14 protein-coding genes and 1 pseudogene are annotated in these 13,683 nt (G+C 72.8%); 9 read left to right on the forward strand and 6 right to left on the reverse strand.

Translation table 11 applies throughout. From position 1 onward, the window contains the following. The first annotated feature begins 311 nt into the window (after nucleotides 1-311). The gene (locus tag OJ254_RS16760; RefSeq protein WP_265362975.1) at nucleotides 312-977 is read left to right on the forward strand and encodes a PhzF family phenazine biosynthesis protein; all 666 of its coding nucleotides are present in this window, start codon (nucleotides 312-314) and stop codon (nucleotides 975-977) included. A 36-nt stretch (nucleotides 978-1,013) separates the two neighbouring features. Here OJ254_RS16760 and OJ254_RS16765 read toward each other — a convergent pair whose 3' ends face one another. Both OJ254_RS16765 and map read right to left on the reverse strand, forming a co-directional pair. Next, on the reverse strand, nucleotides 1,014-1,721 hold the full coding sequence (locus tag OJ254_RS16765; RefSeq protein ID WP_265362976.1) for a biliverdin-producing heme oxygenase: 708 nt from the start codon (nucleotides 1,719-1,721) through the stop codon (nucleotides 1,014-1,016). Nucleotides 1,722-1,885: 164 nt separating this feature from the next. Further along, nucleotides 1,886-2,743 (reverse strand): type I methionyl aminopeptidase, encoded by an 858-nt coding sequence (map, locus tag OJ254_RS16770; protein WP_265362977.1) that lies wholly within the window; start codon nucleotides 2,741-2,743, stop codon nucleotides 1,886-1,888. Between the two features lie 66 nt (nucleotides 2,744-2,809). Here map and OJ254_RS16775 point away from each other — a divergent pair, with 66 nt between their 5' ends. Then, the gene (locus OJ254_RS16775; RefSeq protein ID WP_265362978.1) at nucleotides 2,810-3,049 is read left to right on the forward strand and encodes a hypothetical protein; all 240 of its coding nucleotides are present in this window, start codon (nucleotides 2,810-2,812) and stop codon (nucleotides 3,047-3,049) included. A 47-nt stretch (nucleotides 3,050-3,096) separates the two neighbouring features. On the opposite strand, the gene OJ254_RS16780 is transcribed toward OJ254_RS16775, so the two are convergent. From OJ254_RS16780 to OJ254_RS16790, 3 genes and pseudogenes are all read right to left on the reverse strand, one after another. Beyond that, a complete protein-coding gene (locus tag OJ254_RS16780) occupies nucleotides 3,097-4,443 on the reverse strand; it encodes an MFS transporter (protein WP_265362979.1) in 1,347 nt (448 codons plus the stop codon). A gap of 102 nt (nucleotides 4,444-4,545) precedes the next feature. Continuing rightward, a pseudogene (locus OJ254_RS16785) lies at nucleotides 4,546-5,222 on the reverse strand (hypothetical protein). Nucleotides 5,223-5,264: 42 nt separating this feature from the next. Beyond that, nucleotides 5,265-6,254 carry a dihydrodipicolinate synthase family protein gene (locus OJ254_RS16790; RefSeq protein WP_265365193.1) on the reverse strand — a complete coding sequence of 330 codons (990 nt, stop codon included), beginning with the start codon at nucleotides 6,252-6,254 and terminating at the stop codon, nucleotides 5,265-5,267. A 194-nt stretch (nucleotides 6,255-6,448) separates the two neighbouring features. Between OJ254_RS16790 and OJ254_RS16795 the strand changes: the two genes are divergently transcribed. From OJ254_RS16795 to OJ254_RS16825, 7 genes are all read left to right on the forward strand, one after another. Continuing rightward, nucleotides 6,449-7,132 carry a FadR/GntR family transcriptional regulator gene (locus OJ254_RS16795; protein ID WP_265362980.1) on the forward strand — a complete coding sequence of 228 codons (684 nt, stop codon included), beginning with the start codon at nucleotides 6,449-6,451 and terminating at the stop codon, nucleotides 7,130-7,132. A gap of 214 nt (nucleotides 7,133-7,346) precedes the next feature. Next, complete coding sequence (locus OJ254_RS16800; RefSeq protein WP_265362981.1) at nucleotides 7,347-8,438, forward strand: sialidase family protein; 1,092 nt, start codon at nucleotides 7,347-7,349, stop codon at nucleotides 8,436-8,438. Next, complete coding sequence (locus OJ254_RS16805) at nucleotides 8,435-9,787, forward strand: ABC transporter substrate-binding protein (protein WP_265362982.1); 1,353 nt, start codon at nucleotides 8,435-8,437, stop codon at nucleotides 9,785-9,787. The genes OJ254_RS16800 and OJ254_RS16805 overlap by 4 nt, the downstream gene beginning before the upstream one ends. After that, nucleotides 9,784-10,770 carry a carbohydrate ABC transporter permease gene (locus OJ254_RS16810; RefSeq protein ID WP_423835913.1) on the forward strand — a complete coding sequence of 329 codons (987 nt, stop codon included), beginning with the start codon at nucleotides 9,784-9,786 and terminating at the stop codon, nucleotides 10,768-10,770. The genes OJ254_RS16805 and OJ254_RS16810 overlap by 4 nt, the downstream gene beginning before the upstream one ends. Continuing rightward, on the forward strand, nucleotides 10,767-11,642 hold the full coding sequence (locus OJ254_RS16815; protein WP_265362983.1) for a carbohydrate ABC transporter permease: 876 nt from the start codon (nucleotides 10,767-10,769) through the stop codon (nucleotides 11,640-11,642). The genes OJ254_RS16810 and OJ254_RS16815 overlap by 4 nt, the downstream gene beginning before the upstream one ends. Before the next feature lie 126 nt (nucleotides 11,643-11,768). Then, complete coding sequence (npdG, locus tag OJ254_RS16820; protein ID WP_265362984.1) at nucleotides 11,769-12,500, forward strand: NADPH-dependent F420 reductase; 732 nt, start codon at nucleotides 11,769-11,771, stop codon at nucleotides 12,498-12,500. 111 nt (nucleotides 12,501-12,611) lie between these two features. After that, nucleotides 12,612-12,803 carry a hypothetical protein gene (locus OJ254_RS16825; RefSeq protein WP_265362985.1) on the forward strand — a complete coding sequence of 64 codons (192 nt, stop codon included), beginning with the start codon at nucleotides 12,612-12,614 and terminating at the stop codon, nucleotides 12,801-12,803. 1 nt (nucleotide 12,804) lies between these two features. Here the strand turns inward: OJ254_RS16825 and OJ254_RS16830 are convergent, their stop codons facing one another. Then, entirely contained in the window at nucleotides 12,805-13,575 is a 771-nt protein-coding gene (locus tag OJ254_RS16830; RefSeq protein WP_265362986.1) for a site-2 protease family protein, read from the reverse strand. Nucleotides 13,576-13,683: the final 108 nt, after the last annotated feature.

Here is a 13,683-nt window from a genome sequence, read left to right on the forward strand (position 1 = left end):
CCAGTGATCCCGCTCTCATGCGCAACGGCCCCATCACGGATTGGCCCGCCGCACATCACGGAACGGTCATGCGCCGGTCAAGGTAAGGGCCCACCCTCGATCCCACCCGTGACCGGCACTTTTCGCCCTTCGCCACCCGCGAGGCGCAAGGTCATCACGGTGGAGTTAGGTTAGCCTTACCTAAGTTTCTATTGGGGGGTGCTCCATGACGTCGTTCCCGCCGACCGCGACCCGCGCCCGCGTGCTCTGCGCCGGCCTGCGCCGGGCCCTGGTCCGCGCGGTCTCGCCCGGCCCCGCGGTTCAATGTCCCGATGACCGCGTACGACGTACTCCGGGTGTTCTGCGGGCCGGACGGCGCCGGGGGCAATGACCTGGCGGTGGTGCGGGACGGGGCGGCGCTCCCCGGCGCCGTCGAACGCGCCACCCTCGCCGCCCGCCTCGGCTTCAGCGAAACCGTGTTCCTCGACGACCCCGACCGGGGCACCGTCGACATCCACACCCCGAGCGTCCGGCTCCCGTTCGCCGGGCATCCGCTCGTCGGCCTGGCCTGGCTCCTGCGCGAACAGGGCCGGCCACCGCGCACCCTCCGGCCGCCGGCCGGTGAGGTCGAGGTGCGCTTCGAGGGCGACCTCACCTGGGTCCGGGGCCGCCCGGAATGGGTGCCTCCGCGCCACACCGAACGCCTCGCCTCGGTCGCCGAGGTCGACGCCCTGCCCGCCCCGCCGCAGGGGGAGGGCTGGCTCTACGCCTGGGCCTGGCAGGACGAATCCGCCGGCGTGGTCCGCGCCCGCGGTTTCCCGCGCCGCGGCGACGGCATCGCCGAGGACGAGGCCACCGGCGCGGCCGCCATGCTCCTCACCCACCAACTGGCCCGCCCGTTGACGATCCGTCAGGGCGCGGCGTCCCAGCTCTTCACCCGCGTCCACCCGGACGGCACCATCGCCGTCGGCGGCCGGGTGCGGCGCGTGGCGGCGTAACCGCCCGCCGCCTCCGGCCCGTTCGCGCTCCTCGTCCTACGCGCTGAGCGGGAACTCCTCGCCCAGTGCGTGGAAGACCGCGCTGTTCAGACGGAAGGCGCGGCGGCATTCCTCGACCACGCGCTGCTTTTCGACCTCGTCCACCGGCAGGGCGTCCAGCAGGGCGCGGTAACTGCGCTTGAAGGCGGCGGGGTTGGCGATGTCCTCGAAGACGTAGAAGCGGACGCCGTCGCCCTTGCGCGTGAAGCCCCAGGTCTTCTCGGCGGTGCCGCGGATGATCTGGCCGCCGGAGAGGTCGCCGAGGTAGCGGGTGTAGTGGTGCGCCACATACCCGGCCGGCCAGTGGTGGGCGCATTCCGTGACGCGGGCGGCGTAGGCGGCGGTGGCCGGCAGCGGCTGCAGACCCGCGCGCCAGGACGGGCCGCCGAGGTGGGCGAGATCGCGTTCCAGCTCGGGGGTGCGGGCCAGTTCGGGGCGGAGGAACGGGCCCGCCACCGGGTCGCCGGCGAGCGCCCCGGTCGCGTCCTCCAGGGCGCGGTAGACGAACCACAGCTGCTCGGTGTAGCGCCGGTACGCCGTGACACCGAGCCTGCCGCCGAGGAGGTCGCTCATGAAGGAGGAGTTCTCGGCCTCGGTGTGCTGCGCGTGGGACGCGGTCCGGATCACCGTCGAGAACGGGGTGGACGGTGCGGCCGGGGCGGGCGCGACGGTCGAGGGGTGCGGGGCCTGGCTGGACGGTTCCACGACGGACCTCCGGGGCCGAGGGGCGCGAACGGGCGGGCAGATTTGCCGACTCACTGTCGGTAAATCAGTGTAGGGGTGTTTCCGACGCGCTGTCGGTAAAAATTCTGCCAGGCCCGTACCCCGGGCGCGAGGCGGCCACCAGGCCGGGGCCGCCCCGCCCGCGGTCAGGGAAGGGTGAGGATCTCCGCGCCGGTCTCCGTGACCACCAGGGTGTGCTCGAACTGCGCGGTCCGCTTGCGGTCCTTGGTGACCACGGTCCAGCCGTCCGCCCACATGTCGTACTCGTGCGTGCCCAGCGTCAGCATCGGCTCGATGGTGAACGTCATGCCGGGCTTGATGTCGGTGGTGTGGTGCGGGCTGTCGTAGTGCGGAACGATCAGACCGGAGTGGAACGACGAGTTGATGCCGTGACCGGTGAAGTCACGGACCACGCCGTAGCCGAAGCGCTTGGCGTAGGACTCGATGACCCGGCCGATGATGTTGATCTGCCGGCCCGGCTTGACCGCCTTGATCGCGCGGTTGAGCGCCTCCTGTGTGCGCTCGACCAGCAGCCGCGACTCCTCGTCCACCTCACCGCACAGGTACGTGGCGTTGTTGTCGCCGTGCACGCCGTGGATGTACGCGGTCACGTCCAGGTTCACGATGTCGCCGTCCTTGAGGACGGTGGAGTCCGGGATGCCGTGGCAGATGACCTCGTTGAGCGAGGAGCACAGCGACTTGGGGAAGCCGCGGTAGCCGAGCGTGGACGGGTAGGCGCCGTGGTCGCACATGAACTCATGCGCCACCCGGTCCAGTTCGTCGGTCGTCACGCCGGGCTGGATGTGCTTGGCGGCCTCCGCCATCGCCTGGGCGGCGATCCGGCCGGCGATCCGCATCTTCTCGATCGTTTCGGCGTCCTGCACCTCGGGCCCCGTGTAGGGCGTGGGCGCGTCCTTCCCGACGTACTCGGGGCGCGCGATCGAGGCGGGGACGGGGCGGGTGGGGGAGATCTTCCCCGGGACAAGAAGCGACTGGCCAGACATGCCAGCGAGTGTATCCGCGGCCCGTCGGGCAGGATGGTGGCACGGAGCACCCCACAGGAGGCGGCGATGGCGCTCTTCAAGAGGCGGACGGTCGGACAGCCGGGCGAGTGGTTCTACTGCCTCAAGCACGGCACGGTCGAGGAGGGCCCCCAGTGCCGCGCCGCCGACCGCTTCGGCCCGTACAGCACCCGCGAGGAGGCCGCCCACGCCATGGAGACCGCCCGCGAGCGGAACGTGGAGTGGGAGAACGACCCCAAGTGGCACGACACGGGGAAGGGCGGGGACGGGGACCGCGAGGAGGACTAGCCGCTCCTCCGGGCGGCCTCCGGGCGGTGGCCTCCGGGTGGTGGCCTCTAGGCGGTGAGGGCGCTGTCGGTCTCGGGGGCGGCCGGGGCGGCGGCCCGGCGCTCCCGCATCCGGCGGGCGTGCTCGTCGGTCCGCGCGTCGTACGCCATCAGCTTCGGCAGGCCCAGCACGAGCAGCCCGACCCCGGCGAAGCACAGCAGACCGCCCAGGGACACCGAGGCCCGGACGCCGGTCAGGGCCGCCATCCCGCCGACCCGGACCTGCCCCAGCTGGGGGCCCGCCGAGTACGACAGCAGCTCGATGCCGGCCAGCCGGCCGCGCAGCTCGTCGGGGATGGTCTGGTTCCACAGCGCCGAGCGGAAGATGCCGCTGATCATGTCGCAGGAGCCGGCCAGCGTGAGGCAGAGCAGCACCAGCCAGATGGTGCGCGCCTGCCCGGCCGCCGCGACGGCCAGCGCCCAGCCGGCCGCCGCCAGCGCGATCGCCCGCCCCTGCCGGTGGATCCGGGAGGTCCAGCCGCTGGTCAGGCTCACCAGGCAGGAGCCGGCCGGCAGCGCCGCGTACATCAGGCCCAGCGCCCAGGGGGCGTGCAGCTCGTCGGCGAGGAACGGGAAGATCGCCAGCGGGAAGGCGAAGAGCATCGCGGTGAGGTCGATCGCGTAGGTGCCCAGCAGTTCCTTGCGGGACCAGGCGTAGCGCGCGCCCTCCGCGATCGCGCGCAGGGACGGCTTCTCGGCGTCGTGCGCCGCGGGCGACGGGGCCAGCCGTACGGAGAGCAGCAGCGAGCCGACGTAGGTGGCCGCGTCCACGCCGTACGCCCAGGACGGGCCGGCCCAGGCGAGCAGCCCGCCGGCCAGCGCCGGGCCGGCGATCGCGCCGACCTGCCAGCGCAGCGCGTTCAGCGCGGCGGCCGCGGCGAGCTGGTCGTGCCCGACGATCCGCGGCACGATCGCGTCCAGCGCGGGACGCTGCAGACCGGTGAGCGCGCTGGACACCGCCGCGCTCACATACAGCGGCCAGACCGCCGGATCCGGCAGCAGGCTGTTGACCAGCAGTCCTACCGCGATCAGGCCCAGCGCCGCCTCGGTCCACACGATCAGCCGACGGCGGTCCACGGCGTCGGCGAGCGCACCGCCGTAGAGCCCGAAGACGATCAGCGGGACCAGCTCCACCGCGCCCAGCGCCCCGACCGCGACGGTGGAACCGGTCAGTTGCTTGAGCTGGAGCGGCAGTGCCACGAAGGTCAGGAAGCTGCCGAAGACCGTGATCGCGCCGGCGCACCACATCAGCCGGAAGTCGCGTGAGGACCGCCAGGGGGCCAGGTCCGGCAGGAGGGAGGCGAGCCGCCGCCGGGCTGCCGGCGCGGGTGGGAGCGGGGGATCCTCGGTGGTCACGAGGGTCCATCGTGCGGCGCGGGGAGCGGGCCCGCAAAGGGTTTTCGGTGGCGGGGGCGGGCCGCGCGAGGGCGGAGGAACGTCCCCCCGCCCGAGCGGCGGCTACCAGCGTGGTGGCGGGGGCGCGGTCAGCTCGTCGGCGAGGCGGGCCAGGCGGTCGCGGAAGCGGCGGCGGCCGCGCGGCGCGGGCAGGCAGTTCTCGCCGGCGGCCGCGCTCACCAGGTGCTGGACCGTATCGAGGTCGAGGCCCTGGGAGGCGACATCCTCGGGATCGGGGCCGGGGGCGGTGCCGGGGTGGGGCCGGTACCGGGGGCGCCGTCGGGCGAGGGCGCCGACGCGGTCAGGGCGTCGTGCGCGAGCGCGTGCAGATCGCGGTCACCGCCGTCCAGGGCGAGCACCGTGGCGCCGTTGCGGCGGGCGTCGTGCACCCGCTCCAGCAGCTCGGCGCCCGGCTGCCCCGGCGCGACGACCAGCAGCGTCTCGCCCCGCCCGGCCGCGACCAGCCGGCCCGGCCCGACGGCCAGATGGGCCGGGGCGCCGGCCGGGACGCGCTGCCGCACCAGGGTCGGTGACAGCTCCGGCAGCCCCGACCAGGCGGCCTCGTCGTCGAGATGGGCGGCCAGGTGCCAGGGCTCGTAGTCGGCGCCGCCGACCAGCAGCAGTCCGCCGCCGTGCGGGGCGACGGCGGTGCGCAGCGACCCGGCGAACCGCCGGGTGGCCTGGATCCACTCGGTCCCGGCGAGCACCTCACGCAGCAGGGCGACCCGTACGGCATCCATGGCCCGGATCCTGCCGCAGCGCCCCGGCACCTGGTTGCCGTTTCAACCGGCGTCACCCGTACGGGCCACCGGCTCCAGACCGGCGGCCGTCAGCCGACGTCCTACCTCCCGGACCGACTCCTCGCTCAGCGGCAACTGGGGGAAGGCGGTGGCTCCGTGCTCGATGACGCCGAGGAGCCGCAGCGCCGCCTTGAAGGCGCCGAGCGCCGAGGAACTGCGCCCCATCTCCGCCTCCGGACCGGCGTCGACCATCCCGAACAGTGCGACCAGCCGCTCCTGTTCGGCCGCCGCACGCGCCCAGTCGCCGGCCCGCGCCGCCTCGTAGAGGCGTACGTAGCCGGCCGGATCGACGTTGCCCAGCCCCGGGACCACACCGTCCGCGCCCGCCAACAGGGCGCCGTCCACGGTCAGTTCGGAGCCGGTGAGGATGGTGAAGCCGGGGGCCGGTCCGGTGCGCCGGCCGGTGCGGCCGCCGAGTGCGACGAGCAGCCGGCGCAGTGCGCCCTCGTCGCCGCTGCTGTCCTTCAGCCCGGCCAGCGTGCCGTCCTCGGCCAGCTCGCGCACCACGGTGGGGGTGAGCCTGCTGGGCACGGCCATCGGGATGTCGTAGGCGAACAGCGGGCGGTCCACGGCCGCGCGCAGATGGCGGAAGTGGGCGGCGATCTCCCGGGGGTGGGTGCGGGTGTAGAAGGGCGCGGTGGCGACCAGGGCGTCGGCGCCGAGCGCGGCGGCGGCGCGGGCGTGGTCCAGGACGCGCGGGGTGGTGGTGTCGATGACGCCGGCGAGGACCGGCACCCGGCCGTCCGCGGCCTTGATGACGGTCTCCAGGGCGGTGGCCCGCCGGTCGTCGGTGAGGTAGGCGACCTCGCCGGTGGAGCCGAGGGCGAAGAGTCCGTGCACCCCGCCGGCGACGAGGTGGTGCACCAGGCGCGTCAGGGAGGCGGTGTCGACCTCGCCCCGCGGGTCGAGGGGGGTGCAGACCGGGGGGATGACTCCGTGGAGAGGGCCGTGGAGGGGGGTGGGCAGGGCCATGGCGGGCTCCGGGTGGTCGTGAAACACATAGGACATGGGATGTCCTATGTCAGAGCACAATAGACCTGTTCACAGGCGGTCGGAAGGATCCGCGGCCCCGGCGGGCGCGGGTCGGAGGGGGATCCCCCTGCTCCTCAAGAGGGTGGGGGAGGGTCGGCGGCGCGGCGGCGGTGTGTGCGGGAGAGGGAGAACCCATGGCGCGAGGGACGATGTCCGAGGAAGTGCAGGCGCAGATCAAGCAGTTGATCCTGCGGCGCAGACTGGTCCCGGGCGATCCGCTGCCCACCGAGGCCGAACTGGTCGACCTGCTCGACGTCAGCCGCAACTCGGTGCGCGAGGCACTCAAGGCGCTGCAGGCCATGCGCATCGTCGAGATCCGGCACGGCTTCGGCACCTACGTCGGCCCGCTCACCCTGGAGCCGTTCGTCGAGGGCGTCGCCTTCCGCGCCGCGGTCCGCCACCACCAGGGCGAGCCGAGCCTGTACGAGCTGATGGAGGTCCGCGAGGCGGTGGAGGCCGGCCTGATCGCCACCGTCGCGCGCCGGCTGCCCGCCGAGGACCTCACCGTCCTCAAGGGCCTGGTGCAGCGGATGGCGGAGGAGGCGCGCGGCGGCATGGTGCAGAGTGCCACCGACCGGGCCTTCCACCTCGCCCTGTACCGCTCGATGGGCAACCACCTGCTGAGCGAGGTGCTGGACGCCTTCTGGGCGGCGTTGCGCCGGGTGCGCGAGGACCTCTCCGACGACCGCCCTGACCCGGAGCTGACCTACCGTCAGCACAAGGAGATCGTCGAGGCGCTGGAGGCCGGCGACGGCGACCGTGCCGTGGAGGCCATGCACCGGCACTTCGACGGCATCCGGCGCCGGCTGGCCGAGTAGCGAAGGGCGCGGACCGGCCCGGCCCCGGTGGTGCGGGCGGGCGGCGCCGGACCCCGTCCCGCGTCCGCCCGTTCACCGTGATGTCACGCTCCGTCAGCCGTCCCGTTGCCGACACGGAAAAGCGTCATGTGTGCTGCCTTGACGGTCAGTTGGGCGCTCCCTATGGTCCCCAGGACAGAGGACATCCTACGTCCTTGCCCCCTGGGGGTGACCCATGGCGTACGAGAGCTCGGTGCCGTACCGGGCCGGGACCGAGGGGTACACGAGCTTCCGGATCCCTGCCGTGGTCCGCGCGCGCTCCGGGGCCGTGCTGGCCTTCGCCGAGGGCCGGGTCTCCTCGGCCGCCGACTCCGGTGACATCGACACCGTCCTCAAGCGGTCCACCGACGCCGGCCGCACCTGGGGCCCGCTCCAGGTGGTCGCCCGCAACGGTACCGGCACCGCCGGCAACCCCGCCCCCGTCGTCCTGGCCGGCGGCCGGGTGCTGTTATGGACGGTCCACAACGCCGCCGACGCCACCGAGGACCGGATCCGGCGGGGGGCGGTCCCGCCCGCCGACGGCCGCCGCGTATGGCTCCAGCACAGCGACGACGACGGCGCGACCTGGAGCCCGCCGAGCGAACTCACCGACCAGGTCAAGCGGCCGGACTGGCGCTGGTACGCCACCGGCCCCGGCCACGCCCTGCGGCTGCGCCACGGCCCGTACGCCGGCCGGCTGCTCGTCCCCGCCAACCACTCCACCCCGCCCGGCGACCCCGCGGACACCGGCACCGAGCCCCGCTACAACGGCAGCCACACCCTGCTCAGCGATGACGGCGGCGCGACCTGGCGGATCGGCGCCGTCGACGGCGACACCCACCCCACCGTCGCCCCCAACGAGACCACCGCCGCCGAACTCCCCGACGGGACCGTCTACCTGAACACCCGCAGCCAGGCGGCCGCCGCCTGGCACCGCGCCGACACCGTCTCGACCGACGGCGGCGAGAGCCTTCGCACCCCGTTCCGCCCGCAGGCCGGGCTCGCCGGCCCGGTCTGCCAGGGCAGCGTGCTCCACCTCGACGACCACCGCACCCTGCTCTTCTCCGGACCCGCCCACCCCGACGCCCGCGCCCTGATGACCCTGCGCACCAGCCGCGACGCCGGCCTGACCTGGCGGACCGTGCACACCACCGGCGGACTCCCGGCCGGCTACTCCGATCTCGTCCGCCTCGACCGCGACACCGTCGGACTGCTCTACGAGACCGGCGACTTCAGCGCGTACTCGACGATCACCTTCCGCCGCATCCCCGTGGAGGAGCCGGCATGACCCGCAACCCCGTGCCCCACCTGCCCCGTATGCCCCGCAGAACGGTCCTCGGCGGGGCGGCCGCGCTCGCCGCCGGCCTCGCGCTCGCCGGCTGCAGCGACGGCGGGGACGGCGACGCCGACGCGCCCCGGGAGCGCAAGAAGGGCCAGAAGATCACGCTGACCTTCTGGTCCTGGGTGCCGGGCATCGACAAACCCGTCGACCTGTGGAACCGCAAGAACCCCGACGTCCAGGTCAAGGTCGAGAAGGTGTCGGCCGTCAACGGCGAGCAGTACGCCAAGATGCACGCCGCCATCAAGGCCGGCAACCCGCCCGACCTCGGCCAGATCGAGTTCCCGGTGGTCCCCAGCTTCCTGCTCGACAACGGGCTGCTCGACCTCGCCCCGCTCGGCGCCGCCCGCCACAAGGACAAGTTCTTCGGCTGGCAGTGGCAGCAGTCCGTCTTCGGCAAGGGCATCTACGCCATCCCGCAGGCCTCCGGCCCGATGGGGCTCTTCGTCCGCCAGGACCTCTTCGACAAGTGGGGCCTGAAGGCTCCCGGGACGTGGGACGAGTACGAGGCCGCCGCCAAGGTGATCCGCAAGAAGGGCGCCTGGATCGAGACCTTCGCCCCCACCAACGGCAACCGCTTCTCGGGCCTCGCCTGGCAGGCCGGTGCCAAGTGGTACGCGAGCCACGGCGACACCTGGATCGTGCACATCGACGACGAACCCACCCGCCGGGTCGCCGACTACTGGGAGTCCCTGGTCAAGCAGAAGCTCGTCAAGACCATCCCGGACCGCCAGAACGCCTGGTACAAGGACCTCCAGACCGGCGACATCACCGCCTGGGTGGGCGCCAGTTGGGGCGACGCCCTGCTGGTCGGCAACGCGCCGGGCACCAAGGGGAAATGGCGGGCCGCGCCGCTGCCCCAGTGGAAGGCCGGCGGCCAGGTCTTCGCCAACTGGGGCGGCTCCACCACCGCCGTCTTCGCCAAGGCGAGCTACCCCAAGGACGCGCTGGACTTCGCGGTCTGGCTCAACACCGACCCCGCGTCGATCGCCCTGCTGATCGACGGCGGCTACGGCTTCCCCAGCGCCAAGAAGGGCTACGCCACCGACGCCCTCGACGTCGACAAGCCCTTCTTCGGCGGCCAGTCGTACAGCAAGGTCTTCGCCGACGCCAGTGCGCACGTCGACACCAGCTGGCGGTGGGGACCCGGCGTGGACACCCTCTACCAGCGGCTCGGCGACGCCTTCACCGACGCCATCGCCGACGGCAGCTCGTTCCGCTCCGCCCTTGCCAAGGTGCAGCGCCAGACGCTGTCCGACCTCCAGGGCAAGGGCCTGAAGGTGGAGAGCGGCGGGTGAGCCGGGACACCCTCAGCCGCACCGCGCCGGACACCGCCCGGCGGCCGGACGCGCCCGGCCGCCGCCGGCGCCGGGTCTCCCGCACCGAGGCCCGCAACGCCCGCGCCGCCGCCGGTTTCGTCCTGCCCTTCCTCGCCCTCTTCGGCCTCTGCTTCGTCGCCCCCATCGTGTACGCCGTCCAGCAGAGCCTGCACCGCACCGAACGCACCGGCCCGCTCGGTCTCGGCGGCCGCGAACACGAGGCGTTCGCCGGCCTCGCCAACTACGCGCACGCCCTCGCCGACGACCGGTTCCTGGCCGGCTTCGGCCGGGTGCTGCTCTTCGGCGCCGTACAGATCCCGCTGATGATCGCGCTCGCCACCGCCCTCGCACTGCTCCTGGAGAGCGCGAGCGCCCGCGGTATCGCCTTCTTCCGCAGCGCCTTCTTCCTGCCCTACGGCGTGCCCGGCGTGATCGCCTCGATCCTCTGGGGCTTCCTCTACGTCCCCGGCATCAGCCCGCTGGTGAAGATCGCCGACGCGGTCGGCTGGGACGTCGACTTCCTCTCCCGCGGCACCGTCCTGTGGTCCATCGCCAACATCGTGACCTGGCAGTTCACCGGCTACAACATGCTGGTGCTGATCGCCCAGCTGAAGTCCGTACCCGGCGAGCTGTACGAGGCGGCCCGGATCGACGGCGCCTCCGCCTGGCAGGTCGCCCGGCACGTCAAGCTCCCGCTCATCCGCCCCGCGCTCGTCCTCACCACCGTCTTCAGCATCATCGGCACCCTCCAGCTGTTCGCCGAGCCGATGGTGCTGCGCCCGCTCGCCTCGTCCATCGACTCCGGCTTCACCCCCAACCTGCACGCCTACAGCGAGGCGTTCGTCGGCAACAACCCGCACGTGGCGGCGGCCGAGGCGGTGCTGCTCGCGCTGGTGGCGTGCGTGCTGTCGTTCGGCTTCCTGCGGCTGGTCGGCGGGCGCGCGAAGGAGCGACGCCGATGACCCGGCCCACCGCCCGAGCCCGCACGACCCTGCCGCCGGTCCGCCACCGGATCATCACCGCCTCGCTGCTGACCGTCGCCGCGCTGTACTTCCTGGTGCCCGTCTACTGGCTGGTCGTCTCCATCACCAAGAACAGCGCCGAACTCTTCGGCACCTTCGGCTTCTGGTTCGCCGGCCACCCCGACCCCCTCGGCCACCTCGCCGACGTCCTCACCTACGACCACGGCATCTACGTCCGCTGGTTCGCCAACTCCCTGCTCTACGCCGGGATCGGCGCGGTCTGCGCCACCCTGCTGTCCGCCGCGGCCGGCTACGCGCTGGCCAAATTCCCGTTCCCCGGCCGGGAGGCGGCCTTCAACCTCGTCCTCGCCGGCGTCCTCATCCCCGGCACCGCGCTCGCCCTCCCGCTCTACTTCCTCTTCAGCGCGATGGGCCTGGCCGACACCTACTGGGCGGTGCTGATCCCGAGCGTGGTCAGCCCGTTCGGCGTCTACCTCTGCCGGATCTACGCGGCCGCCGCGGTCCCCGACTCGCTGCTGGAGGCGGCCCGGATCGACGGCGCGGGCGAGGCGCGGATCTTCGCCGGGCTGGGGCTGCGGCTGATGACCCCCGCGCTGGTCACCGTCTTCCTGTTCCAGTTCGTGCACATCTGGAACAACTACTTCCTGCCGCTGGTCATGCTCTCCGACTCCGACCTCTACCCGATCCAACTGGGCCTGACCAGCTGGACCGGCTACGCGGACCGGCAGCCGGTGCTCTACCAGTACACGGTGGGTGGCGCGTTCCTCTCCGTGGTGCCGCTGATGGTGCTGATGACCGTCCTGCAGCGGTACTGGCGCGCGGGGTTGACGGAGGGCAGCGTCAAGGCGTGACGGCGCGATGCCGCGGTGGGGCGTCGTGGGGTGGCGGTGCCTTGCCACGGGCGGCCGTCGTGGGGGTGACGATGCCGTGCCGCGGGCGGCCGTAGTGGCGTGACCGGACGTGACAGGATCGGTGTCATGACTACTCCTGACGATGCGCAGTCCCCGAACGCCGCGACCCGCGCGAAGGCTGCCCTGCAGCGCGACCCCTGGGACCTGCCGGACGTCTCCGGCCTCGTGGTCGGCGTCCTCGGCGGCACCGGCGACCAGGGCCGGGGCCTGGCCTACCGGCTCGGCCGGGCCGGCCAGAAGGTGATCATCGGGTCCCGGGCCGAGGAGCGCGCCCGGACCGCCGCCGAGGAACTCGGCCTCGGCATCGAGGGCGCGGAGAACGCGGAGTGCGCGCGGCGCAGCGACATCGTGATCGTCGCCGTGCCGTGGGAGGGCCACGCCAAGACGCTCCAGGCCCTGCGCGAGCCGCTGGCCGGCAAGCTCGTGATCGACTGCGTCAACCCGCTGGGCTTCGACAAGAAGGGCGCCTACGCGCTGAAGCCGGAGGAAGGCAGCGCGGCCGAGCAGGCCGCCGCGCTGCTGCCGGAGTCCCGGGTCACCGCGGCCTTCCACCACCTCTCCGCGGTGCTGCTCCAGGACCCCGAGGTCGAGCAGATCGACACCGACGTGATGGTGCTGGGGGAGTCCCGCGCCGACACGGACCTGGTCCAGGCGCTGGCCGCGCGCATCCCCGGGATGCGCGGCGTCTTCGCGGGGCGGCTGCGCAATGCGCACCAGGTGGAGTCGCTGGTGGCGAACCTGATCTCGGTGAACCGGCGGTACAAGGCGCATGCGGGGGTCCGCCTCACGGACGTCTAGCCCCACGGCGCAAGCGGGTGCGTCGTGGCCGAGAGCGAGGGGCAGCCGAGGGCGGTGGCGGGGATGGGGGACACTGGGAGGGACCGCCTACTCCCGACAGGAGCTCATCCCATGCCCCGCCTCGCTCTCATGGCCCTCGCCGTGTGTGTTCTTGCCGTTGCCGCTGCCGTCGTGTCCTTCGTGGAGGGCAGCTTCGTGGGGATCGTGTGGGTGTTGCTGGCCGGTATCTCCAGCAACATGGCGTGGTTCTACGTGCGCAAGGCGAAGATCGAGCGGGAGCAGCGGGCCGCGACCTCCGGCTGAGTCACTGCCAGAAGCGGAAGAGCTCCTGGCCGAAGTAGGTGTCGAGGCGGGAGACGCCCAGCCCGCGCAGGATCGTGTCCACCAGGCCGAAGAAGGCCTGGTTGATTTCGGGGAGCCACAGCAGGGCGAAGACCGCCAGCAGGCCGATGACCGCGTAGGGCTCTATCTTGCGGCGCAGTGCCGGGGACAACCAGGGCTCGATCACGCCGTAGCCGTCCAGGCCCGGGACCGGCAGGAAGTTCAGGATCGTCGCGGTCACCTGGAGCAGCGCGAGGAAGGCCAGGGCGAAGCGGAAGGCCGTCGGGACGCCCGTGAGGCCGAGCAGCCAGAACGGGGCGGTGCAGATCACCGCGAACACGGCGTTGGTCAGGGGGCCGGCCGCCGAGACCAGACTGTCCTGCCAGCGGCTGCGGATGCGGGCGCGCTCGATGTAGACCGCGCCGCCCGGCAGGCCGATGCCGTTCACGATCAGGAAGATCAGCGGCAGGATGATGCTGAGCAGGGCGTGGGTGTATTTGAGCGGGTTCAGGGTGAGATAGCCCCTGGCCTCCACCGAGATGTCGCCGCTGTGCAGCGCGGTGCGGGCGTGTGCGTACTCGTGCAGGCAGAGGGACACCACCCAGCCGGACGTGACGAACGCGAAGACCGCGACGCCGGTGTGCGTGCCGAGCGTTCCCTTCCAGACGGCCCAGCCGGACACCGCGAGGACGGCGACGAGCGCGAGGAAGACCGGGCTGATGCGCCGGTCGGCGCGCCGGATGGCGGTGGTCATGGTGCGGGCTCCCGGGGACGGACTCGGCAGGGGCAGCCCCGACCGTAACCGTGCGGGGGCGGACCGCGCACGGGTGCCGCCGCGGCCGGTCGTCGTCCGGGACGGAAA

The organism is Streptomyces endophytica (genome assembly GCF_026153355.1).
GTDB lineage: Bacteria > Actinomycetota > Actinomycetes > Streptomycetales > Streptomycetaceae > Streptomyces > Streptomyces endophytica.